22 protein-coding genes and 4 tRNA genes are annotated in these 23,304 nt (G+C 37.4%); 11 read left to right on the top strand and 15 right to left on the bottom strand.

Annotated features, from left to right (window positions below):
• Positions 1 to 37: 37 nt before the first annotated feature.
• From GLP24_RS07235 to GLP24_RS07220, 4 genes are all read left to right on the top strand, one after another.
• Positions 38 to 114: transfer RNA gene (locus GLP24_RS07235), tRNA-Val, on the top strand.
• Between the two features lie 44 nt (positions 115 to 158).
• Positions 159 to 235, top strand: a tRNA-Val gene (locus GLP24_RS07230).
• Positions 236 to 279: 44 nt separating this feature from the next.
• Positions 280 to 356: transfer RNA gene (locus tag GLP24_RS07225), tRNA-Val, on the top strand.
• A 142-nt stretch (positions 357 to 498) separates the two neighbouring features.
• A complete protein-coding gene (locus tag GLP24_RS07220; protein ID WP_045036162.1) occupies positions 499 to 843 on the top strand; it encodes a hypothetical protein in 345 nt (114 codons plus the stop codon).
• An 81-nt stretch (positions 844 to 924) separates the two neighbouring features.
• Here the strand turns inward: GLP24_RS07220 and GLP24_RS07215 are convergent, their stop codons facing one another.
• The 4 genes from GLP24_RS07215 to GLP24_RS07200 all read right to left on the bottom strand — a co-directional run bounded on the left by GLP24_RS07215 (position 925) and on the right by GLP24_RS07200 (position 5,246).
• The gene (locus tag GLP24_RS07215) at positions 925 to 1,986 is read right to left on the bottom strand and encodes an FAD:protein FMN transferase (RefSeq protein ID WP_232615779.1); all 1,062 of its coding nucleotides are present in this window, start codon (positions 1,984 to 1,986) and stop codon (positions 925 to 927) included.
• 272 nt (positions 1,987 to 2,258) lie between these two features.
• A complete protein-coding gene (locus GLP24_RS07210; protein ID WP_232615778.1) occupies positions 2,259 to 3,368 on the bottom strand; it encodes an ABC transporter permease in 1,110 nt (369 codons plus the stop codon).
• Entirely contained in the window at positions 3,365 to 4,291 is a 927-nt protein-coding gene (locus GLP24_RS07205) for an ABC transporter ATP-binding protein (RefSeq protein WP_232599979.1), read from the bottom strand. The genes GLP24_RS07210 and GLP24_RS07205 overlap by 4 nt, the downstream gene beginning before the upstream one ends.
• Entirely contained in the window at positions 4,284 to 5,246 is a 963-nt protein-coding gene (locus GLP24_RS07200) for an HlyD family secretion protein (protein WP_232615777.1), read from the bottom strand. The genes GLP24_RS07205 and GLP24_RS07200 overlap by 8 nt, the downstream gene beginning before the upstream one ends.
• Before the next feature lie 240 nt (positions 5,247 to 5,486).
• Here GLP24_RS07200 and GLP24_RS07195 point away from each other — a divergent pair, with 240 nt between their 5' ends.
• Complete coding sequence (locus GLP24_RS07195; RefSeq protein WP_101766953.1) at positions 5,487 to 6,887, top strand: APC family permease; 1,401 nt, start codon at positions 5,487 to 5,489, stop codon at positions 6,885 to 6,887.
• 381 nt (positions 6,888 to 7,268) lie between these two features.
• Positions 7,269 to 8,576, top strand: a complete 1,308-nt coding sequence (locus tag GLP24_RS07190) for a hemolysin family protein (protein WP_101766954.1) — start codon at positions 7,269 to 7,271, stop codon at positions 8,574 to 8,576.
• Between the two features lie 51 nt (positions 8,577 to 8,627).
• On the opposite strand, the gene GLP24_RS07185 is transcribed toward GLP24_RS07190, so the two are convergent.
• Entirely contained in the window at positions 8,628 to 9,131 is a 504-nt protein-coding gene (locus GLP24_RS07185; protein WP_232600834.1) for a carbohydrate-binding protein, read from the bottom strand.
• A 126-nt stretch (positions 9,132 to 9,257) separates the two neighbouring features.
• Complete coding sequence (locus GLP24_RS07180; RefSeq protein ID WP_101766956.1) at positions 9,258 to 9,539, bottom strand: hypothetical protein; 282 nt, start codon at positions 9,537 to 9,539, stop codon at positions 9,258 to 9,260.
• Between the two features lie 289 nt (positions 9,540 to 9,828).
• Here GLP24_RS07180 and GLP24_RS07175 point away from each other — a divergent pair, with 289 nt between their 5' ends.
• Complete coding sequence (locus GLP24_RS07175; protein WP_152652788.1) at positions 9,829 to 10,200, top strand: hypothetical protein; 372 nt, start codon at positions 9,829 to 9,831, stop codon at positions 10,198 to 10,200.
• A gap of 891 nt (positions 10,201 to 11,091) precedes the next feature.
• On the opposite strand, the gene GLP24_RS07170 is transcribed toward GLP24_RS07175, so the two are convergent.
• The 5 genes from GLP24_RS07170 to htpX form a co-directional block, all read right to left on the bottom strand.
• Positions 11,092 to 11,182: transfer RNA gene (locus GLP24_RS07170), tRNA-Ser, on the bottom strand.
• A 79-nt stretch (positions 11,183 to 11,261) separates the two neighbouring features.
• Positions 11,262 to 12,056, bottom strand: coding sequence for an ATP adenylyltransferase family protein (locus tag GLP24_RS07165; protein WP_232615776.1), 795 nt, complete (start codon positions 12,054 to 12,056; stop codon positions 11,262 to 11,264).
• 21 nt (positions 12,057 to 12,077) lie between these two features.
• The gene (locus tag GLP24_RS07160; protein WP_232615775.1) at positions 12,078 to 12,467 is read right to left on the bottom strand and encodes a hypothetical protein; all 390 of its coding nucleotides are present in this window, start codon (positions 12,465 to 12,467) and stop codon (positions 12,078 to 12,080) included.
• A gap of 110 nt (positions 12,468 to 12,577) precedes the next feature.
• Positions 12,578 to 13,444 (bottom strand): tetratricopeptide repeat protein, encoded by an 867-nt coding sequence (locus GLP24_RS07155; RefSeq protein WP_407951495.1) that lies wholly within the window; start codon positions 13,442 to 13,444, stop codon positions 12,578 to 12,580.
• Positions 13,445 to 13,664: 220 nt separating this feature from the next.
• Entirely contained in the window at positions 13,665 to 14,549 is an 885-nt protein-coding gene (gene htpX / locus GLP24_RS07150; RefSeq protein ID WP_232577168.1) for a protease HtpX, read from the bottom strand.
• A 381-nt stretch (positions 14,550 to 14,930) separates the two neighbouring features.
• Here htpX and GLP24_RS07145 point away from each other — a divergent pair, with 381 nt between their 5' ends.
• Positions 14,931 to 15,095 carry a hypothetical protein gene (locus tag GLP24_RS07145; protein WP_167388486.1) on the top strand — a complete coding sequence of 55 codons (165 nt, stop codon included), beginning with the start codon at positions 14,931 to 14,933 and terminating at the stop codon, positions 15,093 to 15,095.
• Positions 15,096 to 15,163: 68 nt separating this feature from the next.
• Here the strand turns inward: GLP24_RS07145 and bioD are convergent, their stop codons facing one another.
• The 4 genes from bioD to bioB are packed head-to-tail and all read right to left on the bottom strand — an operon-like array spanning position 15,164 to position 18,823.
• Entirely contained in the window at positions 15,164 to 15,841 is a 678-nt protein-coding gene (bioD, locus tag GLP24_RS07140; protein ID WP_232578441.1) for a dethiobiotin synthase, read from the bottom strand.
• Positions 15,834 to 16,655 (bottom strand): malonyl-ACP O-methyltransferase BioC, encoded by an 822-nt coding sequence (bioC, locus tag GLP24_RS07135; protein WP_232603571.1) that lies wholly within the window; start codon positions 16,653 to 16,655, stop codon positions 15,834 to 15,836. Before bioC ends, bioD begins: the two co-directional genes overlap by 8 nt.
• The gene (gene bioF, locus GLP24_RS07130) at positions 16,645 to 17,784 is read right to left on the bottom strand and encodes an 8-amino-7-oxononanoate synthase (RefSeq protein WP_232574986.1); all 1,140 of its coding nucleotides are present in this window, start codon (positions 17,782 to 17,784) and stop codon (positions 16,645 to 16,647) included. Before bioF ends, bioC begins: the two co-directional genes overlap by 11 nt.
• Positions 17,771 to 18,823 (bottom strand): biotin synthase BioB, encoded by a 1,053-nt coding sequence (gene bioB / locus GLP24_RS07125; protein WP_101766964.1) that lies wholly within the window; start codon positions 18,821 to 18,823, stop codon positions 17,771 to 17,773. Before bioB ends, bioF begins: the two co-directional genes overlap by 14 nt.
• Before the next feature lie 200 nt (positions 18,824 to 19,023).
• Here bioB and bioA point away from each other — a divergent pair, with 200 nt between their 5' ends.
• The 3 genes from bioA (at position 19,024) to GLP24_RS07110 (ending at position 23,228) form a co-directional block, all read left to right on the top strand.
• The gene (bioA, locus tag GLP24_RS07120; RefSeq protein WP_232615774.1) at positions 19,024 to 20,304 is read left to right on the top strand and encodes an adenosylmethionine--8-amino-7-oxononanoate transaminase; all 1,281 of its coding nucleotides are present in this window, start codon (positions 19,024 to 19,026) and stop codon (positions 20,302 to 20,304) included.
• 164 nt (positions 20,305 to 20,468) lie between these two features.
• Entirely contained in the window at positions 20,469 to 21,032 is a 564-nt protein-coding gene (locus tag GLP24_RS07115) for an LON peptidase substrate-binding domain-containing protein (protein ID WP_101766966.1), read from the top strand.
• A 612-nt stretch (positions 21,033 to 21,644) separates the two neighbouring features.
• The gene (locus GLP24_RS07110) at positions 21,645 to 23,228 is read left to right on the top strand and encodes an L-lactate permease (RefSeq protein ID WP_101766967.1); all 1,584 of its coding nucleotides are present in this window, start codon (positions 21,645 to 21,647) and stop codon (positions 23,226 to 23,228) included.
• Positions 23,229 to 23,304: the final 76 nt, after the last annotated feature.

Genomic DNA, 23,304 nt, shown 5'->3' with positions numbered 1-23,304 from the left:
TCGCTGATTACGATTCAACAGTAATTAAGCTGAATTTGCTCGCTTAGCTCAGTTGGTTAGAGTACTTGCATGACATGCAAGGTGTCACTGGTTCGAGTCCAGTAGCGAGCACCAGTTTCAAATAAATGGCTTAACAGCGGTTTATAGTAGTACAATTTGCTCGCTTAGCTCAGTTGGTTAGAGTACTTGCATGACATGCAAGGTGTCACTGGTTCGAGTCCAGTAGCGAGCACCAGTTTCAAATAAATGGCTTAACGGCGGTTTATAACAGTACAATTTGCTCGCTTAGCTCAGTTGGTTAGAGTACTTGCATGACATGCAAGGTGTCACTGGTTCGAGTCCAGTAGCGAGCACCATCTTTAGATACAACCAAGCCTACTTTTTAGTAGGCTTTTTTGTGTCTGGATCATAACAATGTTAATCAATACCGCAGTATGGCGACAACCGATTGGTAATTAGGTAATATTTATATCAATTATAATAATTGACGATATAACAATGAAAATTACTGTTGATGGTGGCTCGTTTAAAGTATCTATTGATACTGAATTTGAAGGTTTATTGGCTGAAGCAACGGCTGTTTTTGATGAAACGTTAGTTCAAGCTAAATCAAACGACAAAGCTATCTTACGTTTTCTACAAATCATTCTTGAGCATCGTGACAGTGATGATGCTATTGGCTATGCCGTTTTAGGCTTACTGGGTTGGTATAACACTGCAATTAACCCCGTCACAGATAATGATATTGAATTAAACTTGCCTAAAATCGTACCACACCTACTTAATCCTGCTGGCGATATCAATGCCACCAGCGATAATGACACGACGACGTTCAAGCATTAATGCAAAATGTCTGTATAAAATAAATAAAAAAGCCACTCATTTGAGTGGCTCATCACTATCTCGTATTCATTTAAAATACGCTTAACTTAACGTAATACGCTGATAGTTTTTAAGTGACTCACTGTCAGAACTCTTAAATGTTTTACCTTCACTTTGAATAAAGTACACCGGTAAGTCCTGCTCATTGGCAACAACTTTCCCTTCTACAGGCCCCAAACATAACATGGAGGTTGCCCACGCATCCCCAACAACAGGATCATGACCAAATACTGATGCTGATACCAAATTATGCGTTACAGGTGCACCTGTACGAGTATCTAAAATATGAGAATAATCTTTTTCACCATCTTTAAAGTTATGGTGATAGGTGCCCGATGTATTTAATGAAACACCATCGTCAGCATTGATATTAACAATAGTATAAGGACGAATACCGTCTTTTAATGCTATTGGCTGTTCAATCGCAACTCGCCACTTTTTCCCTTCCAGTTTGCGACCTTTAATTTTCATATCGCCGCCAAACTCAACCAAATAATTATTAACACCATCGGCTTCTAAAATTGTGCTTAGCTGACTAATGGCATAGCCTTCGCCCATTGAGGATAAGTCCACTTGTACTTGAGGAATGGTTTTTCTGATCCGTAAATGCACCGGATCTATTTCAATCTTATCAATCCCAATGTCTTTTTTAATCGATGCTATTTGCTGTGGTGTAGGGACATGCAAAGTATCCCCTTGAAAGCCCCATAATTTATATAATGGCTGAATTGTTGGGTCATAACATCCATGGCTATCTTTATTTAATTTTTTGGCTAACGACAACATATATATGAAATCTTTAGACGCGGGTTGCCATTGAGTCGATGTACTGTGGTTAAACTCAGAAATATACGAGTCATTCCGATAGGTAGAATATTCTTTATCAATCGCTGCCAGCTTTTTATTAAATTGCTCTGTCACTTTCGCAACAGGTACATCCTGCTTTGACCAATATGTCACATGGTAAGTAGTACCCTCAGCAAAACCAGAGATCTTTTGTAACTTTGGTGCTTGGCTACAGCCAGACAATACAACAATAGCTGATAACGACAACGCAGCAACATAGCTTCGCTTTAATGATAACTGTGGCGAACGGGTGAACATAAAAAGGCCTTACCTATCTAAACAATGCCCGCAGTCTAACAATAGCAACCAAGCAATACCAGAAAGATGCACCTAGAGAATAATAAGTCATGTTATTATTTTTTTATCACAAACATGCACCATTCATTCTTTTATCCTATCTTCAATTTGTCTTCAAACCATCTTATTTCTACAGTAAAACTGCCATATTTTTGTCATCAGCCCCTGTTAACATCACAAAAAAATAACCTGTAAAACAAGGTATTACCTATATATCCTTTACTTGAAAATCACTAATCTAACGTTTTCTTAAACCTAATTGACGCAATGATTAACCCAATAATGGTAAATATTACTAACCATAATGTATCTCGCCACAGATCAGCCAAATCAGCTCCTCGCAACACAATGCCGCGAATAATACGAATAAAGTGTGTCGTCGGTAATATCTCAGCAATCCATTGTGCAATAACGGGCATACCTTCATACGGGAACATAAATCCTGATAACAAAATAGACGGCAATAATATAAATATTGTCATTTGCATAGCTTGTAACTGCGTTGTTGCCTTTGTTGATATCACTAAGCCGAGCGTTAAACTTGCCAGAATAAATAGTAATGTACCCAGAAAAATTTGGATTATTGAACCATTAATTGGCACATCAAAAATGACATATCCTAATCCTAAGATAATGATTGATTGAATAATACCGATAAAAATATACGGTATTATCTTAGCTAGCATTAATTCTAACGGTTGAATTGGCGTGGTAATCAATAACTCTAAATTGCCTTGCTCACGCTCTCTTACAATCGTTACGGAAGTAAATAGAATCATCGTCATGGTTAATATAATCCCAAGTAACCCGGGAATAATATTAATCGCAGAGCGACGCTCAGGATTAAAATATAACGTTACTTCAAAATTATTCGGTTGTGCTTTCCGTTGAGGGATCACTTCAGTTAATGGCATTTTTTGTAATTGCATAATGGTTGAACTGATTAATGCATCAGAACCATCCACTAACCATTGCCCAATCACTTGCTGCTGGTCTATTCGACGCTGAAAATCAGAGGGAAGCACCAATACTGCTTTTACTTTGCCATCCATAATCGCTTGCTGACCTTGTTGCGGTGTCGCGTAACTTGCGATCACATCAACAACTTGCGTAGCTTTAATCGATTCCACCAACATCCGCCCTGTTGCTGAGTGGCTTTGATCGACTATCGCAGTAGGAACATTTCTAACATTAGTATTGATGGCATAACCAAACAATAACAATTGAATGAGCGGGATCATCACGATCATACCAAAGGTGATACGATCCCGACTTAGCTGCCGTAACTCTTTGCTAACAATTGCATTGATCCGTAACAGACTCCACCATAAGCGAGTGATCATTGTCGCCCCTCACCAGTACAGGTTACAAAAACATCTTCAAGACTCGGTCGACTGATAGTCATAACTGCTTGTGCTAATGTCGGTATTTGTAATTGTAACCAGCCGATGGGATCATTAATTTCTTTTGACACTAATACCCGTAATCGAACCCCTAATTGTGCTGCTGATCTCACCAGAGGAAGTTGTATAATTTGCGCTTTAAGTCGCCGTAATTGCTGCGCTTCTATCTCAACAACGGTTACCGCCATCGCGTCCATCAGCGCGTAAGGTGATCCATTAGCACGTACCACACCTGCATCCATAATAGCTAAACCATGACAGCGTTCAGCTTCATCCATATAATGGGTTGTGACTAAAATGGTGGTACCTTGATCTGAAAGATCAAACAGTTGCTCCCAAAATTCACGGCGATTTTCAGGATCAACTGCCGAGGTGGGTTCATCTAGCAGTAGTAAATCTGGCTGGTGGATTGTTGCGGCGGCTAAAGAAAGTCGTTGTCGCTGACCACCACTTAATTCTCCTGCACGACGTTTTGCCCGTTGATCAAGTCCATAAGTGATTAATTGTTGTTGAATTCGTCGCTTACGCTGCGCTTTGGGTATACCAAAAATCTGTCCCATAAACTCAAGGTTTTCTTGAACAGTTAGATCTTGGTATAACGAAAATTTTTGTGTCATATACCCAATACACAAACGTAATTGCTCGGCTTGGCGTGGAATATCTAGCCCAAGTACATTCACACAGCCAGTCGTCGGCGTTAATAGTCCGGTTAGCATCCTTAATGTGGTGGATTTACCGCAACCATTAGGGCCTAAAAAACCATAAATAGTGCCTTTCGGTACTGCTAAATTAAGATTATCAACGGCAACAAAATCACCAAATTTACGCGTTACATTAGTCGCAATAATCGCATTCTCATTCATGCGGCATCTCCACTTGTACTGGAACGCCCGCAGGTAATTCACGACCACTATCAGGGAAATCAACTTCAGCTAAATAAACTAACCGCGCTTTATCGCTACCATTAAGGGTGTAATAAGGCGTAAAAGAAGGGATTATTGCTATCCAACGTACGGTGCCTTGATAAGACGTCTTAATGCCATCAACATGAATGGTTAATTTTTTTCCAGCGGTTATATTGACGCGATAAGGTTCAGGAACATAAATACGTGCATAAGGAACGGTATGCGTGGTGATAATCGCAACCGTCGCATTTTTAGCAACACGATCACCCACATGGTAAGGCAAACGTTCTAAAATTCCGTTACGGGTTGCGACAATAGTATAGTCTTGTAGAATTTGCTGCTGAAGTGCCACTTCTGCCGTCGCCACCACAAGTGCAGCCTGCGCTTGTTTTATATCTTCAATACGCTCGCCATGCAGCAATTTATCTAATTCATTGGTTGCTGCTTGTAATTCAGCTTGTGCGATATCCCGTTGCGTTTGCGCGCTATCTCGTTCAGCCACAGAAACCATTTTCTTTAAAAAAAGCTGTTTAGCACGCCTGTTATCTATATTTTTCTCTCTAAAATTAGCTTGGTATTGCTCAACTTTAGCTTGTGCTGTAGCAATATCTTCTGGGCGAGAACCATTTGTTAACCGTTGCAAGTAGGCTTGTGCTTGTTGTTGCTGTGCTTGCGCTTTAATCAGTCTAGTCTGCTGTTGTTGAGATTGTAATGTGACGACAACATCACCTTTTTTTACAACACAGCCTTCAATCGTAGGTTGCGTTGTAATGATTTCATTTGCCGTTGCAGTCAATGTAATTTGGTCGCGTTCAATCGTACCTAATGCTAATTCTTCACGATGATCATTACAGCCTGATATACCGAGCAATAATGGAATAAATAGATAGCATTTCGATAATAAACTTTTCATTGCTCACTCCATTATAAAAATAACATCGGTCTTAAATTACTTATTTAATCTCAAAATATATAATAAAAGCACGTATCGTTCACTATACTGAATTCTTATTACCATTTTTGATAATAAACATACCATTTTTACCTATATACCCATATAAGCTTAGACTTTAGAATGCCGCTCTTTTTACTTTTAAATACCGTATGATTGCTGTTTTATAACACATTTACGGACTTAACCTGAGGGCCTTTAATGGGCGATATCGCAAAATCTGCTGCAAAGTTAAGCGTTTTCTCGATAATAATGATCACGATAACCTCGGTGGATAGTATCCGTAATTTACCGGGAGCAGCACTCTTTGGTAGCCATGCTATTTCTTTTTTCATGCTTGCAGGATTATGCTTTTTTGTTCCGACAGCATTAGTATGTGCAGAAATGAGCACAACGTACCCTAAACAAGGTGGCGTTTATCTTTGGGGTAAAGAAACATTAGGCCATAACTTTGGTTTTATAACGGTATGGTATCAATATGCTGAAAATATTGTCTATTACCCACCACTCATCTCATTTATCGTAGCCACTGGTACTTACCCATTTTTCCCACATTTAGCAGAAAATAATATTTTCATGTTAGTGATGATTAATATTATCTTTTGGGCACTCACCTTCGTTAATATCTTTGGCTTACGGTTATCGTCATTAATTACTAATGTTTTTGGCATGATTGGTCTTATTTTCCCGATCCTGCTTATTATTGCATTAGGGGGGTATTGGACATATACCAACCCAGAAGCATCGCATATTTCATTACGTCATGTTTCAGATTGGTTACCCGACTTTTCACAAAGTGGTATCGGTGCAAGTTTTACTGCTGTTGTTTTATCTTTGACGGGTATTGAAATCACAACGGCTTATGCCAATGAAGTGAAGAATCCTCAAAAAGCATATCCAAAAGCACTTTTAATTTCGACAATAATGATATTAGTATCACTTACTGCCTGTTCATTATCGATTGCAGCCGTAGTTTCACATAGCAATTCAAGTTTAAGTGAAGGAATAATTCTGGCATTTAAAACCTTCTTTAAGGATATGAATCTACCATTCTTATTACCTGTAATCGCCCTTGCCATTGTTTTTGGTAGTCTTGCCAGCCTAAATAACTGGATCATTGCACCAACTAAAAGTTTACATGTTGCAGCTAAAGATAAGTTTATGCCAATTCGGTTATCAAAAGAAAACCGTAATCAAGCACCAGTCCCATTATTATTGCTCCAAGGGGCTATCGTAAGCTTATTATCATTAGTGTTTGTGTTAGTACCAAATGTCAATCAAGGCATGTGGTTATTGAATATCCTGATGACGCAACTCTACATGGTAATGTATATTTGCATCTTTATCAGCTTCTTAGCATCACGTCGTAAACACAATCATATTGATCGTCCATTCCGTGTTCCTGGTGGAAAAATTGGAATGGTCATAGCATCAGCACTTGGACTAATAAGCTGCTTTGTTACTATTTTTGTATCTTTCGATGTGCCGTCAAGCATCAATAAACATACTGCTGCAATTGCCTTAATTTCTGGTTTTATTATTTTTAGTTTACCTGCCGTGGTAGCAATAATTTATCGAAATAAACAATTGAAACAAGCTTAATTATTATTACAACACTCGGTAAATAGCATAAAAAGCCACAGCATCTTGAATACTGTGGCTTTTTTTATAAATAATGTTCTCTTGATTCAATACCAATAGCACACTTATTTATCCATAATTTATCTATATGTATCCTCTACCTGTTTTTTTATTCCTATTTGGCTATGTTTTAAGCTGTATCTTTATACCAATAAGACTAAAAGCACTCAATTATGGTGCTTTACATATTTAATAAATTATTTAACTAAAATGTAGATTTTATATTTTCATATGCGCGTTATAATGATGAAGGAAGTGGCCTAATAGGCGATTCATCCTATTTGGCGGACTTATTTATCGATTCTCATCATAAATTCGCCTATTTTATTGCTAGGAGTTTTAATGAGTATCGCAATTCTTATTTTTTTGGTTATCCTGAATGGCTGGTTTGCTATGTCAGAAATAGCCTTAGTAACATCACGTAAAAATCGCCTTCAGGTACTCGCAGATGAGGGTGATATAGGCGCGATGACTGCAATAAAACTCGCCAATAAACCAACCACTTTTTTATCTACTATTCAAATCGGCATTACCATTATTGGTATATTAAATGGTGTAATAGGTGAAGCTGCTTTAGCGGGACCTATCTCTTCATGGTTAACCTCTTTTGGCGTACAAGCGCACACAGCATCTGTTTCTGCAACTATTATTGCTGTTGTCGTTCTCACCTACTTCTCTATTGTTATTGGTGAGTTAATCCCTAAACGTTATGCTCAAGTTAATGCTGAACCCTTGGCATTACGAGTCGCTCGCCCCATTGCTTTTTTATCTTTATTGTCACGACCTTTTATTATCTTATTGGCGGGTTCAACAGAGTTATTCTTGCGAGTATTTAGTAAAAACACCAATAACAGCACTCATTTAACCGAAGATGATATCAAAGCCATTATTACAGAAGGCTCTCAAGCCGGTATTATTCATCAACAAGAACATACAATGGTACGTAATGTTTTCCATTTCGATGATCGTAAAATTTCATCCATGATGACACCCCGTAATGCAATTAGTTATCTTGATCTTGACCATAGTGTTGAAAGCTATCAACAAAAACTATTAGCGAGTCCATTTTCATGTTTACCCGTTTGTAATCACACCATCGATGATATTAAAGGTACGATAACAGCCAAACAATTATTAAAATTTGAACTTGATAATAATAGTGAAGCACCAAAAAATATTATTGATTACATTACTCAACCGCTCTTTATCCCTGAAACATGGACAGGTACTGACCTGTTAGATATGTTTCAAGATTCAGGTACAAGAATAGCCTTTGTTGTTGATGAATATGGTGATATTCAAGGTATTGTCACACCACGAGATGTGCTCGAAGCACTAACAGGCAAATTTAATACTCAAGATCCTAGTAATGTATGGTCCAAAAAAATAACAGACAATAATTGGCACCTTGACGGACTGGTGCCAATCACGGTTGTAAAAGATTTATTAGATTTAAAAAAATTACCGGATGAAGATCAAAATGGCTATCAAACATTGAATGGAATGCTAATGTGGATCAAAGGTGGATTACCAAAGAATGGTGATATTATTGATTGGCAGCGGTGGCGTTTTGAAATTCTAGTCATTGAGCATAACCGCATTGAAAAAGTAAATGTCTATCCACGATCATCAACTAAACAAAAGAAATAACAGCCATTAATGAGTATCTGCTCTCAACGGCAGATACTCAGTACAATAGTCTTATTTTACTCGAGACCACGCGTCACGCCAATGCTGCGTTTTACCAGGAGCATAACCTGCTAACTCACACCATGGCGTTGCTGGCCAATTGCGACAGCGGTAAACATTACCATTAGGCATCCGCACTCTATCGCCAGCACTGTATTTAAAACCTTCACGATAACGCGTAACTTTAAAACTATTAGGCTTAGTATAATCATTATTATTGTAGTCGTTATCGTCATAATTATTATCATTGCCATTAAGACGAATTAACTTCCATGGACCTGACTCATTATTATGTTGAGGACGATCACCTTGTGTCCACCATTTAGCGACCCATAATCGTCCAACATAACGTACGCTATCACCTTTGTTATACACAGATGCTTTATTCCATGTCTGCGATCCTGGTCGCTCACTCGGTAATATTGTTGGACGATCATTTGCGTGTGCCGCTAATGACACAGCATTTAGTGATAATGCACTTAATACACACACAACAAGCAATGCGCTTTTTTTCATAATAATCATAATCCTTACTTACAATAGAAAAAGATGGTGAAATAATCATCGTTTGTATTTTATAAATTATAATCGATACAGATGAATAACTAGCTCACAATATTGTAAGTAAGCGTATCTAAAAGATTAGTAGCCTCCTGTTTTACGGTATTCCGCTTCTGCAAATTTTTTCCCTTCAGCAGCAGCTGCTTGACAGGCTTGTGGATCGACATCCCCTCGATTAATCACATAATGAGTTAATTGTTGTGCTTTTTGAGCGCGGTTAAAAAACTCATGATAACCAATATTTCGGCATAACTCCCACGACGACACGCCAGCTGCATTTTCAACTGTATAGCTGTTTGACGGAGTACCAGCGCAACCTGTTATAACTACTGCTACCGCGGCAGCTATTATTATCTTTTTCATATTTATCCTTATTGATTCATGCATCAACGATAATATTATCTCTATGATGCTAAAAGTAATTTTTTATATGTTGTTATCTTAGACTACTGGTTAACACTATAACAACTGAATCTAGCTTCATCTCTCAATCGTCAATAAAATCTGATAGTAATAACATTCTTTCGTTCTAATTTTTATATTGAATTCCACAATAACATCAGAATAAAAATTTTACTTTTACGCTAGTAATTAAGACTAAATTAGCATAAGTTGCGAAGCCATATTAATACCGTGATCAGGATACTTTTCCATGAACAATTTTCAGAGCCATTCTCAGCTCCTTCCTTGCTTTGATTGTCGTAAAAATACTGCTGAAGCAGATTTAGGTTGGTTAACACCAGCAATGTACGATAGCGTTCAACAGCAAATTACAGCAATTATCACGGGGGATACCACTTTTGGTGATGATCTTATAGCGATCATTACATGTACCCAAGAAGAAGCACGTGACTACTTATTATTAAATGCATTTGGTTACACTGAAGATGAATTAACATCAAAAGGTATTGATGCTGATGATCTTAAAGATATTGAGCAAGAAATCGCAGCAAGCACAACAGCATTAGGCCAAGTAACTTTTGAGCACGAAATCGCACTGCAACCTTGTAGTGCTTGTAAGTAATCATCTGCTATAACGTTAAACAATAAAGCTGTTAGCCTTGCTAGCAGCTTTTTTTAAATATTCTCATATATCACAGCAAAGAATGACATTGGTTATCATCCGTCATCTCGGAAATGAAGTATGAATTATCCGTGATCTATTTACTGCGTATTTGAGCATTAAAGACATCATTAAAAAATCAGCTGAAATATCAAGCCAAACAATAACACTACGACATGCTAATAGTAGATTCCCTATCTCGTTCGTAACCTCACTGTAGGGAATGACGCGTGGTTAGTTTGAATACTCTATGTAAAAATATAGTTCTTAAATGTGGCGAAGGTGCTCGGGGCATTAGAGGATTTGAACCCGCTTTTATTTTACTTATTACATCATTACTTTTATGCAAACGAAAAAAAGCCGCTAATTTTCATTAACGGTTTTCTTAAATGTGACGGAGCTGCTCGGGGTATTAGAGAATTTGAACCCGCTTTTATTTTACTTATTACATCATTACTTTTATGTAAACGAAAAAAAGCCGCTAATAAATAGCGGCTTTCTTAAATGTGACGGAGCTGCTTGGGGCATTAGAGGATTTGAACCCGCTTTGATTTTACTTATTACATCACTACTTTTATGCAAACGAAAAAAAGCCGCTAATAAATAGCGGCTTTTTTAAATGTGGCGGAGCTGCTTGGGGCATTAGAGGATTTGAACCCGCTTCTATTTTACTTATTACATCATTACTTTTATGCAAACGAAAAAAAGCCGCTAATAAATAGCGGCTTTTTTAAATGTGGCGGAGCTGCTTGGGGCATTAGAGGATTTGAACCCGCTTCTATTTTACTTATTACATCATTACTTTTATGCAAACGAAAAAAAGCCGCTAATAAATAGCGGCTTTTTAATGTGTGGCGGAGAGATAGGGATTTGAACCCTAGATACGCTATAAACGTATGCTGGTTTTCAAGACCAGTGCTTTCAACCGCTCAGCCATCTCTCCATGGCCGCTATAGTAATGATAAGCTTATCAGTTGTAAAGTCTTTATGATGCGACAGCTTAAATAACAAACAAATATATGCTATTTTTCTACAAATCCACAATCAGTTAAAAAATGCATGAAACCATAGTCTTTTAACCATGCTAATTGCTGCTCAGAACTCACTAAAAAACGACCACTAAAATTCACTCCGTGACCTGACAGGGTTTCTACGTAATTTTTAACCCGTGGAATAATCAGCATCCAACGTTCAGTAAGTAAAATATTATAAGGTAAACATTCACTTAAACCATTTATTAACTTAGTGGTATTTAACTGTAGAGACTCCATTGCAACTAAATAATCAGCATAGAGTTGTTTTGGATTTAGATCTGTATAGGTAAACACCGTATGTTTAAACGGCAACTGTCCATTTACTATCTGGGATTCTAAAGGAATAGATGTTCTAACAAGCTGCATATGTCGATGCATTTGACTAGAGCCCGCATCATGACCTGCATTAAAGAAGCCCAAGACATCACTACGCGTAATACCTTTAGTCCATGCAGCAAAATCAGCTAACGTTAATATAGCTGTTTGTGGAATGTAATCTTTGGCACAAATAAGCAAATGAGGAACAATAATTGGAAAACGATTTAATAAGCAAACATAATCTGTATCCATGTCCGTTATATAATCACAATGAGTATACGGCGCCACAAAGGGATCTTGTGCTGAGACAACAAGAGAATGTTTTACTTTCATATTATCAGTGAGTAAATTAACAATATAGTTAACACCCTCTTGTTGATAAATAATATCGTCGCTAGTTAGTGGTAATAAATCACCGTTATCAAGCGCAACTTTCGTTTTTTCCTCACAAGCATCCCACAGCATTATTCTGTTCCTATTTTTTAATTACTCATCGTTCTCTTGAAAGCAATCATCACAGTTTTGTAATTCTATTTCATGACTAAAGATAACAACACCTTCTGCTGTCATGTGTTCTGTAATTTGATCTTCAATCTCAGTAACAACCGTTGGCGTTATATTACCGTGATTAATTTCTGACTCAGAATTATCGTAATAATTTAACAGCAAATAATCTTTTGCTTCATCAACAGTACAAACAACTTGTACGGTAAAATAAGGTTTATAATCATTACCTTGTTGCTTTAGCATTACTTCAATTTGATCAATAATATCTGTTTTCATGCTTGGTGTTAACCAACCAAGATCGGTTTTAACTTTGCGTGTGTAGCAGTTAAAGCAAGGCAATTCATAAGTATAAAACTGGAAGTTAATCATATTAGTTTCCCTTAATATCTAATCTAGACATAAAATTATGCTTATTTAATTGTTTTTACTAGCATTAAAAATGCAATGTTGAGTTGTAATTACACGTATAAACAGCATATTTAATCTTCGACGGTAATAAGTAATAATTCAAAACGTTCATTACCACGTAAGTTTTCAAAATCATCTTCATCAGCTGCGAGTTCACGTAATGATATACTGTCTTTAATTGCACGTTCTAAATCTGAAATGGCTTGATCTTCCACCCCTAAACAAGCATAAGCACACGCACGTTGATATAATGCATGTGCGTTAGTATCATCAACTTCCAATACTCGATTACAGATACTTAACGCCCAATGAAATTCTCGCATTTCCATAGTAGCGTCAGCTTTATAAGTTAACGCTTCTAAATCACCAGGCCGTACTTTTAAAATTTCGTCATAAATTTCTATTTTTTGCTCTGGTGTTTGTGAACTTTGAGCACGTAACCATAAATTATGTACTTCGTTAATTTTTTCTATTTCTCGATTATTTTCACCAATAATCCGGGTCTTACGCTTTAAGTCCCGTTCTAATGCTTTAAATTTCTGTTCATAATTATCCGCAATAGCTTTTAATTGTAATTCTGCCATACGCTTAGTGTTTTCTTTTATTTCACGCATTGATTGCCAACCAATTAAGGCAATTAATGACGCAACAGCCGCAATAATATAGAAGAAATACGTTACCGTAACATTGGCGTAATTCATTGATTTATCAGCGACGGATAATTCTCTATCAGTAATATCACGGGTAAGTCGACGTTCGAGATCTTGTTGATCCATTCGTAATGATTTCAATTCATCAAGCACATAACGCTCAATCATTGGTTTTTCATAAATACTCTGTTCGGAGTAAGGTTTTGCATTATCGCCACTCGCGGCATGAACAGCAGAAACGGGGAACATAAAACAAAATATTACAATTCCTAACAGCACTTTAAACATAAGCTACAACCTTTTGCTAATAATTTGATATGAACCAAAAACCACTAATAAATATAACAGCTTTATTTTTTCCTTGTCAGTTTAGATTTAAAATCCATAAAACACGAAAAAACATCATATTTTTAAAAAATTTATAAAAAAAGCCCTCTGAACGTTTATCTTTCTAGTAGAAAACGATTTTAAAGGGCTTATTGCTAACATATAACGCGTTAGTAAATAATTATTTTATATACTCGCCATTGCGTAATGCATCAATACGCTTATCTAATGCGGGGTGAGTCATAAATAGCTCTGATAATGATTTCTTACCATTAATACCAAAGGCCATCATTGAACCTTCTAACTGTGGTTCTTGGCTTATTTTTAAACGCTCCAGTGCCGCGATCATTTTTTCACGACCAACCAACTTTGCAGAACCCGCATCAGCATAAAATTCACGATGACGGCTATACCACATCGTTAAAATACTGGCTAAGAAACCAAACAGTACTTCCATAATTGAAGAAACAATAAAGTAGGTCATGTAACTGCCGCCGCCTTCCCCATCTTCACTGTTATTATTCACACCACTGATTGCACCAGCAACAAGACGAGAAACAAAGATAACGAAGGTATTTACCACACCTTGCATTAACGTCATCGTTACCATATCACCATTAGCAACATGGCTTATTTCATGTGCTAATACCGCTTCAGCTTCATCTCGGGTCATGCTATGTAGTAAGCCCGTTGATACCGCAACTAATGAATCATCTCGCTTAGCCCCTGTCGCAAAGGCATTAATATCAGGTGCATCATAAATAGCAACCGTTGGCATACCAATACCGGCTTGCTCCGCTTGACGAGCAATAGTATTAATTAACCAATGTTCAGTTTCATTACGTGGATGTTCAATAACGACACCACCTACCGAGCGTAATGCCATCGATTTTGACATCATTAAAGACACTAATGATCCACCAAAACCAAACAAAGCCGCCATGACGAGTAATCCAGAAAGGCTACCAGGTTGCATTCCTGTTACTGCGTAAACGATGTTAAGTACAATACTAAACACTAACATTACGGCAAGATTCGTTGCTAAAAACAACGCTATACGTTTCATATTTATTCTTTTTCCCAATTTAAAGAATATTACCATCCTATTTTATACCTTATAGAACACTATTTAGTGTCGTATTAATACAATCAAATGGTTATTACTCATTATATTCGAATAATATGACTATAAATTAAAGATCTAAATTGTTACCAATTCTTATCAGGCTCTGGTTTTCCACTTACCATCACATAAACAGCCGTAAAAAAACGCCACCAAAAATCAAAAAAATAACAGATAAGTTACCTTTAACATTGAAAGAATATCTAATTATTAAAATACATGATTATTAGACTTTGGTCGTATTGCTTTCATTGTATAACTCGATTATTGTTTACGTACTGTTATGAAACAACACACACAAAATAAATGAAACAAGGAGGGTTCATGGCTAATAATGAAAGTTATCAAGTTGCTATAGATATTTTGCGTTGCCATCTTGGAATGTCCATCGATGAAGCACGTAAAGAACTAGGCCTTGATCAAGCTAGTCATCCGGCACAAGTAACAGAAACACAAGAAATGCTAATTGGACTTAACTCATCTAATTAGTTTATCTCTATCAATTAAAACAAAAGGCATGCAAAGTGCCTTTTGTTGTTTTTATTAATCCCTCGTTTTTAGCATAATGCTGCTAAATCAATATACGTCGCTAAATTTGATCCTTGGTTATGAGGAAGATAAGGGATTTCAGCGATTTTCTTCCCAGGTAATTGCAGTCCTAACCACGTTATCATCGCGGTATAATTATCCGTTTTTGGCTCAATACAATTAGCAATCCATCCAACAACAGTTAAGCCATCCGCTTGAATAGCTTCTGCTGTTAATAATGCATGGTTTAAGCAACCCAATTTTATTCCTACCACTAAAATAACAGGCAACTGCTCTTGCTTTACCCATGAAGAAAGATAATCGGTATCATTAATAGGAACACGCCAACCACCAGCACCTTCAATAAGCACACAATCGGATTTTGTTTTAAGATTAGCGAGCCCCTGAGACAATACGCTAAATTCAATGACTTTATTTTCTTCAATTGCAGCTATATGAGGTGAAACAGGTCGATAAAAAGAATACGGATTAACGTCATCATAAGTCACGCTAACCGATGATGCCTGTTGAAGTGATAAAGCATCACTATTTCGTAATCCTTGTGGTGTTCTATCACAACCAGAAGCAATGGGTTTATACCCTACCATCGCTATACTTGCCTGCTCTGCAGCATTTAAAATGGCACAACTACAGACAGTTTTACCCACATCGGTATCTGTTCCTGTCACAAAATAAACTTTATGCATTTTTTAATACTCCAAAACACACCTGATAGGTCGCAGGTAATAATCCGTTATCTAATCGGTAATTATCGTATGCATGTTCTAATTCAATGAATGTTTGTCGTCCAATTAATCCAGATTGTCGCTGTTGCTGTAAATGTGTTGCACCAATGCCTTTTAAATCTTTCATTAATTTCATTGCGGTTGGGTAATAAACAGTAATAGGCTTACATTCTAAGGAATCAATCGTTAAGCCTGATTGTGCTATCTCTGCTTTAATACGTTGCAGTGACTTAAACCCATTAACATGCGGCTTATCATCAATCTGTGACCATGCGTGTTTAAGCTCATTTAATGAACCTTCAACTAATGTGGTAAATAAAATAGCACCATCAGATCTCACTATCCGTTGTAACTCTCGTAACGGGATACTTAAATCATCACACCATTGCAAAGCTAAATTACTAAACGCAATATCATAACTATCATTCGCCATCACAATATTTTCAGCATCTGTGTGTAAATACTGGCAATGACTTCCACACCGTTGCTGCGCCTGTAATAACATTTGAGCAGAAAGATCAGCGGCGGTTACTTCAAATCCTTGTTGTTGTAACTCATCACTGAAATACCCGGTTCCACACCCTATATCAATCACTGAAGCTTTAGAATGCGTCACTTGCTGTATCGGTATTAACGCTAATAATTGATGTCCTACTTGGCGTTGAAATGCCGCTGATTTATCGTAATTCGCAGCAGCACGTCCAAAAGCATTCGTAATTGCTTGTTTGTTTGTGTTAGCACTTAAGAATGCCAGTTTGCTTAGTTTATCTAGCATCAGTCACCTCATTAAGCGCAATAGCTAACTGACGAATATCACTTTCATTATGATTGGCTGTCAGTGTTATTCGTAAACGCGCACTATTTGGTGCAACGGTTGGTGGTCGAATAGCCCCCACTTTAATACCCCGTTGTTGTAATTGAGCAGCGATCGTCATTGTTTGGCTACTATCACCAATAATAATCGGTTTAATTGGGGTGATCGTCGGTATAAGACCAATACTCTTATCAAGGCAATCATCTAAAGACGCAGACAATGCCTGCAACTTTTCTCGACGCCAAGTTTGAGTTTGAATCAATGAACAAGCACGACTTAATGCAACCGCTTGAGCAGGAGGCATCGCAGTAGAATAGATATAATGACGAGCAAATTGTACTAAATATTCAGCCGTATCTTGACTACACAATACCGCCGCACCTTGTATTCCAAAGGCTTTACCGAAAGTAATAATTAATATATCCGCTTTTATTCCAGCCAAATGACAACTTCCCTGTCCAGCCTCACCTAACACACCACAACCATGAGCATCATCGACCATTAGCCAACTTTTATGCTGAGTTGTGATCTCTCGTAATGATGCTAGTGGCGCACAATCTCCATCCATACTAAAAACACCTTCTGTTACCACTAATGATGCGGTATCAACTTCGGGTGTTATGGATAAAAGCTGTTGTTGCAACGCAGCCATATCGTTATGCGCAAAACGCTTCATCTTTGCTGGTGATAACATTCCCGCTTCAATTAAAGAGGCATGATTTAACTTATCTTGGAATAATTGATCTTGCGCTTGTAATAACGTAAATAACACGGCTTGGTTAGCACTAAAGCCACTGTTAAATAACAACGCCCGTTGATAACCCAGCCATTCTGTTAATTGCAGTTCTAAATCAGCATGTGGTGGCTGAAAACCTGTTACTAATGGCGATGCACTACTTCCTGCACCATATTTCGCTAATCCTTGCTGCCACGCCGTAATAATTTCAGAATCTTGTGCTAAGCCAAGATAATCATTACTGGCAAAATTCAACCTAAGAGAGCTTATATCAACACATTGTAGCTGCCGATAAAGTCCTTGTTGACGACGTAATGTAAGTGCCTGCTGATGGCGCTGATTAAAGAGAGGCATCATAGAAAATGTCATCTTTTGTTGGACGTGCAGCAACGCGCTCTGCGATTTGGCCAAACAACGCTTGGGCTTGAACATCATCAGGCTTTGTTGCTTGATGTTGGCTATTAATGCCTAACTTAGCAAATAATTGGATATCTTTATCTTCACCGGGATTGGGCGTGGTTAATAGCTTACAGCCATAAAATACTGAATTAGCTCCCGCCATAAAGCACAACGCTTGCATTTGCTCATTCATATCTTCACGACCAGCAGATAGTCTTACTGCTGATTGTGGCATGATGATTCGAGCAACAGCAATAATACGAATAAAATCAAATGGATCGACATCCTCTGCATTTTCAAGAGGTGTTCCTTTAACTTTTACTAACATATTAATGGGTACACTTTCAGGATGAACAGGCAAATTGGCTAATTCCACCAGCAACCCGGCACGATCTCGTGCACTTTCTCCCATGCCGATAATACCACCAGAACAAATTTTCATCCCAGCATCACGTACATGCGCCAAGGTATCTAACCTGTCTTGATAAGTACGCGTGGTAATAATATTGCCGTAATACTCAGGAGAAGTATCAAGATTATGATTATAATAATCTAACCCTGCCGCCGCTAACGTATTTGCCTGAGCAGTAGTGATCATGCCCAATGTCATACATGTTTCTAAACCTAACTTTTTAACGCCTTGCACCATATCAAGTAAATATGGCATATCGCGATCTTTAGGATTTTTCCATGCCGCGCCCATACAAAATCGAGTAGCACCAGATTGTTTGGCTTTTATTGCTGCCTCAAGCACTCGATCAACTTCTAATAAGCGTTCTTTTTCTATATCCGTACGATAATGCGCACTTTGGGGGCAATATTTACAATCTTCAGGACAAGCACCTGTTTTAATAGACAGTAAGGTGCTGACTTGCACTTGATTAGGTTGATGATATCGACGATGAACTTGCTGAGCCTCAAAGACTAAATCCATAAACGGCTGATTAAATAAAGCTTGAACTTCCTCAACCGTCCAATTATTACGAACGTCCATAATGCACCCCTTATTTTATATTTTTATTATCCAAAATTACTGTATTGCTGTAAGTGCCGTAACAAGGTAGTAGCATTATTACACTTACAGCTCTGGTATAGAAAACAACCAAATAGGCATTTGTCCGCCTTTTAATTGTTGGCTAGTCTACTAATAGTACGTAGACTGTCAACCTTGAATTATAAAATAGGTTTACTATTGTGCAAAAAGAGAACATTGTTGATATTGCGTTTGACCAACGTCATATTTGGCATCCATACACATCAACCATTACGCCACTACCTTGTTACCCAGTCACCAGCGCAAACGGTGTATATTTAACACTTGAAGATGGCACTCAATTAATTGATGGCATGTCTTCATGGTGGTCGGCTATTCATGGTTATAGCCATCCTCAACTGACTGCGGCTGCAAAAGCACAACTCGATAAAATGTCACATGTCATGTTCGGTGGCATCACCCATCAACCCGCTGTTGAACTGTGTAAAAAATTAGTCGCGATAACACCTGAGGGATTAGATACCGTCTTCCTTGCTGATTCTGGTTCGGTAGCTGTTGAAGTCGCACTTAAAATGGCATTGCAATATTGGCACGCTAAAGGTGAATCTCGAGCTAAGTTTTTAACGCTTAGACATGGTTATCATGGCGATACTTTTGCCGCTATGTCAGTAACCGATCCTGATAACTCGATGCACAGTCTTTATAAAGGCTTTGTTCCTGAACATATTTTTGCAGATTCTCCCCAATGTGGATTCTGGGATGAATGGAATGAAGATGATATTAGTGATTTTGCCAATAAATTAGCTCAACATCACCAACAGATTGCCGCTGTTATTTTAGAGCCTATTGTTCAAGGTGCGGGAGGAATGCGCTTATATCATCCAACCTATTTACGGCAAGTACGCAAATTATGCGATGATTATGGCGTATTATTAATTGCAGATGAAATTGCCGTCGGTTTTGGGCGTACGGGTAAACTGTTTGCCTGTGAGCATGCCAATATTAGCCCTGATATTATGTGTGTTGGTAAAGCACTCACGGGTGGATATATGACATTATCAGCGACCATCACCCATAAAAAAATTGCAGATACAATATGCAGTGGCGATGCAGGGTGTTTTATGCATGGTCCAACATTTATGGGTAATCCCCTTGCCTGCGCTGTAGCTAATGCGAACCTCGAAATATTAGAGCAAAATTTATGGCAACAACAAGTTTCAGACATCGAGAAGCAACTTGCTTGTGAATTACCCGCCATCGCAGCACTTCAAAAAGTAAAGCAAGTACGCTGGTTAGGCGCTATTGGGGTGGTTGAATTACATCAGCCAGTTAACATAGCTCAAATACAACAGGCTTTTGTTAATGCTGGTGTATGGATCCGCCCTTTTGGTCGGCTGATTTATATCATGCCACCTTATATTATTACGCCAACACAACTCTCATGCTTAACCCAAGCGATATATAAAATATTAAACGCATAATACTACATCACTAAACAGTCTTTTATTTTATCGTAGTATCAAAAAGCAGACATTGTCCTATTTTAGTCTGCTTATACTGATAAAAGGTGCCCGACAAAAACATAATAATAATCATATCGAGCAAATATTTACTTATTATCATACGTATGTTTAGGGCTATTATTATGCAATTACCTCTTTTCCCTGTTGATATATACTTACTGCCTAATGGTATTTGTAAATTACAGATTTACGAACAACGCTATATGCGCTTAGTAAAACTCGCCACGGCTAACCATCATGGTTTTGGACTCTGTATGAAAATTGATGATAACCTTTGTCATTTTGGTACACGGGTTATTATTACTGATTTTGATCCCCTGCCAAACGGATTTATGAGTATTACTGTTCGAGGTATTGAAATGTTTTTGATCAATAATCATTCGCAAGACAATGACCATCTGTACATCGGTGACACCTCGCCTGTTCCTAATTGGCATAGCAAAGATATTAATTTTATCGATCAAGGTATTTCAGATAATTTAAAACAACTGTTCCAACAACATCCTGAGCATGCTCATTATTATCCTGAACCTAAATTTGATGATATTACGTGGGTATGTCAGCGTTGGCTTGAAATTTTACCGTTAGAAGTTAATCAGAAACAATGGTTCATGAGCCGCAATGATTACACCGCAGCATTATCATTCTTACATACAGTAATCAATAATAATTCAAAATCAGAATAGCGTTTAATCTTCAATACCACACATAAACCAATGTTTACTTATGAGTAAATATTTATCGTTTTTAATAGAAAATAACATTTAAGCCTCAAATGCCATTAATATAATAATAGTTAATTCAATTAATATATTTAAAAATCACTAAATAATGTTTTTTATATTTCAATTAACCACCTTAACTGCATTATTAGTCGAATACGCTTTAAATTTAACGCTTGAATAATCACTGTACTGATAACCATTATCTTTTACTGGCCGTGCTTGTTTTATTACTCGAAATAAACATTTAATATATTAGCTTATGTATGCAAATACATTGTTTCCAATAATGATATAATCAAGCTATTTATTCACACACATATAATCCGTAACAACTTGATTTTTTGTAAGTATTAAAAAAAACACCGTTTATACAGTATATATTCACATCACATTTAATTAATAAGTATGATAAATGCAAAAAAAAAATAGATAGAAAGTTTCGTTTTCCTGCCTACAATAATCTCCCCACTGAGGTAATCAGTATAAAAAATACTATTCACATAGTAATAATAAATAAAAATAAAATTCGTCTGTTTGAACATGGAATAAGACGACTCAGCCAGGGAAATAAATATGCTCAATCTAACAATATCCGTTATTCCAATTTTATTATTAATTTGGATGATGACAAAAAAAAAGGCGCTACCTTCACACATTGCATTACCTTTAACAGCATTACTTGTTGGTGTATTACAATTAATTTATTTTGGTACTAGCGGTCGTTTATTAACGGCTAACATTATTTCGGGATCTTTATCAGCACTTACACCCATCTCTATTATTGCTGGTGCGATTTTATTAAATCGCACCCTCTCAATTTCAGGCTGTGAAGATGTCATTAAACAATGGCTAGAAGGTATTAGTAAAAATCAAATTGGTCAGTTAATGATCATTGGTTGGGCATTTGCTTTTATGATTGAAGGTGCGTCAGGCTTTGGTACGCCAGCTGCAATTGCTGCCCCCATTCTTGTTGGGCTCGGCTTTAATCCATTACGAGTGGCAATGTTAGCATTAGTCATGAATTCCGTCCCCGTCTCTTTTGGTGCCGTGGGAACACCAACATGGTTTGGTTTCGGTAACCTTGGTCTTTCTGATGCCGAATTGCTACATGTCGGTAGCTTATCGGCCATCATGCATACTGTCGCAGCGATTGTTATTCCCGTTATTGCTTTGAAATTCATTGTTAGCTGGCAACAAATTCGCCGTAACATTATTTTTATTCAACTCAGTATTTGGTCATGTACGCTGCCTTACGTATGGTTAGCACAATGGAACTATGAGTTCCCAGCGCTTATTGGTGGTGCTATTGGTCTAACATTATCAATCCTGTTTGCACGCTATAACATTGGATTAGAGAAAAAAGAAATAACAACGACAGAAAATACGGTCGTTCATTTACCGTTCTGGCATGTATTTAAAGCCATGGCACCTACGCTATTATTGATTGTTATTTTAATCGTAACGCGCATTAAGCAACTAGGGCTAAAAGGTATGTTAAATGACGCAACCCCGATGTGGAATTTCCACTTAGGCTTTGCTGACTTACATATTAGCCAAGCATTTATTATTCATATTAATCAAATTTTAGGGACCGATACAGCATGGGCATACAAGACACTGTATGTACCAGCATTAATTCCATTTTTCTTGGTTGTTTTCATATCGATCCCTTTTTTGAAAATGAACAGACACCAAGTAACCGCCGTATTTAGCGACACCGCATCACGAATCAAAACACCCTTTATCGCCCTTGTTGGTGCATTAATTATGGTTAAGTTTATGATGATTGGTGGTGATAACTCGCCCATCATGACAACAGGTAATGCTTTTGCGGCGCTATTAGGTAAAAATTGGCAGTACTGTGCGGCTTATCTAGGCGCGCTGGGTGCATTTTTCTCAGGTTCAGCAACCGTTTCTAATCTCACTTTTGGTGCGATTCAACAAAGTATTGCCCACACGGTTGGGTTACCAGAAACTATCATTCTTGCCTTGCAATCTGTCGGTGGTGCGATGGGTAATATGGTATGTATTAATAATATTATTGCAGTATCAGCCATTCTTGGTATTGCCAATAAAGAAGGTTACATCATTAAGCGAACAGTTATTCCTATGATTTTATATGGCGTAATTGTCGCTATAGTAAGTACCTTTCTTTAATCATTAAAGAAAATTGATTGGCGTTCTGTGCAGCAGGCGCCAACCAATAGTTTAACGTTAATATTTCAGGCGCCTT

Origin of the sequence: Photobacterium carnosum, assembly GCF_021236965.1 — a bacterium.
GTDB lineage: Bacteria > Pseudomonadota > Gammaproteobacteria > Enterobacterales > Vibrionaceae > Photobacterium > Photobacterium carnosum.
This window is presented reverse-complemented; position numbering and strand designations above follow the sequence as displayed.

Coding starts and splice junctions, on each gene's coding strand:
- GLP24_RS07220 (WP_045036162.1), top strand. CDS start 499: ATGAAAATTACTGTTGATGGTGGCTCGTTTAAAGTATCTATTGATACT.
- GLP24_RS07215 (WP_232615779.1), bottom strand. CDS start 1,986: ATGTTCACCCGTTCGCCACAGTTATCATTAAAGCGAAGCTATGTTGCT.
- GLP24_RS07210 (WP_232615778.1), bottom strand. CDS start 3,368: ATGATCACTCGCTTATGGTGGAGTCTGTTACGGATCAATGCAATTGTT.
- GLP24_RS07205 (WP_232599979.1), bottom strand. CDS start 4,291: ATGAATGAGAATGCGATTATTGCGACTAATGTAACGCGTAAATTTGGT.
- GLP24_RS07200 (WP_232615777.1), bottom strand. CDS start 5,246: ATGAAAAGTTTATTATCGAAATGCTATCTATTTATTCCATTATTGCTC.
- GLP24_RS07195 (WP_101766953.1), top strand. CDS start 5,487: ATGGGCGATATCGCAAAATCTGCTGCAAAGTTAAGCGTTTTCTCGATA.
- GLP24_RS07190 (WP_101766954.1), top strand. CDS start 7,269: ATGAGTATCGCAATTCTTATTTTTTTGGTTATCCTGAATGGCTGGTTT.
- GLP24_RS07185 (WP_232600834.1), bottom strand. CDS start 9,131: ATGAAAAAAAGCGCATTGCTTGTTGTGTGTGTATTAAGTGCATTATCA.
- GLP24_RS07180 (WP_101766956.1), bottom strand. CDS start 9,539: ATGAAAAAGATAATAATAGCTGCCGCGGTAGCAGTAGTTATAACAGGT.
- GLP24_RS07175 (WP_152652788.1), top strand. CDS start 9,829: ATGAACAATTTTCAGAGCCATTCTCAGCTCCTTCCTTGCTTTGATTGT.
- GLP24_RS07165 (WP_232615776.1), bottom strand. CDS start 12,056: ATGCTGTGGGATGCTTGTGAGGAAAAAACGAAAGTTGCGCTTGATAAC.
- GLP24_RS07160 (WP_232615775.1), bottom strand. CDS start 12,467: ATGATTAACTTCCAGTTTTATACTTATGAATTGCCTTGCTTTAACTGC.
- GLP24_RS07155 (WP_407951495.1), bottom strand. CDS start 13,444: ATGTTTAAAGTGCTGTTAGGAATTGTAATATTTTGTTTTATGTTCCCC.
- htpX (WP_232577168.1), bottom strand. CDS start 14,549: ATGAAACGTATAGCGTTGTTTTTAGCAACGAATCTTGCCGTAATGTTA.
- GLP24_RS07145 (WP_167388486.1), top strand. CDS start 14,931: ATGGCTAATAATGAAAGTTATCAAGTTGCTATAGATATTTTGCGTTGC.
- bioD (WP_232578441.1), bottom strand. CDS start 15,841: ATGCATAAAGTTTATTTTGTGACAGGAACAGATACCGATGTGGGTAAA.
- bioC (WP_232603571.1), bottom strand. CDS start 16,655: ATGCTAGATAAACTAAGCAAACTGGCATTCTTAAGTGCTAACACAAAC.
- bioF (WP_232574986.1), bottom strand. CDS start 17,784: ATGCCTCTCTTTAATCAGCGCCATCAGCAGGCACTTACATTACGTCGT.
- bioB (WP_101766964.1), bottom strand. CDS start 18,823: ATGGACGTTCGTAATAATTGGACGGTTGAGGAAGTTCAAGCTTTATTT.
- GLP24_RS07115 (WP_101766966.1), top strand. CDS start 20,469: ATGCAATTACCTCTTTTCCCTGTTGATATATACTTACTGCCTAATGGT.
- GLP24_RS07110 (WP_101766967.1), top strand. CDS start 21,645: ATGCTCAATCTAACAATATCCGTTATTCCAATTTTATTATTAATTTGG.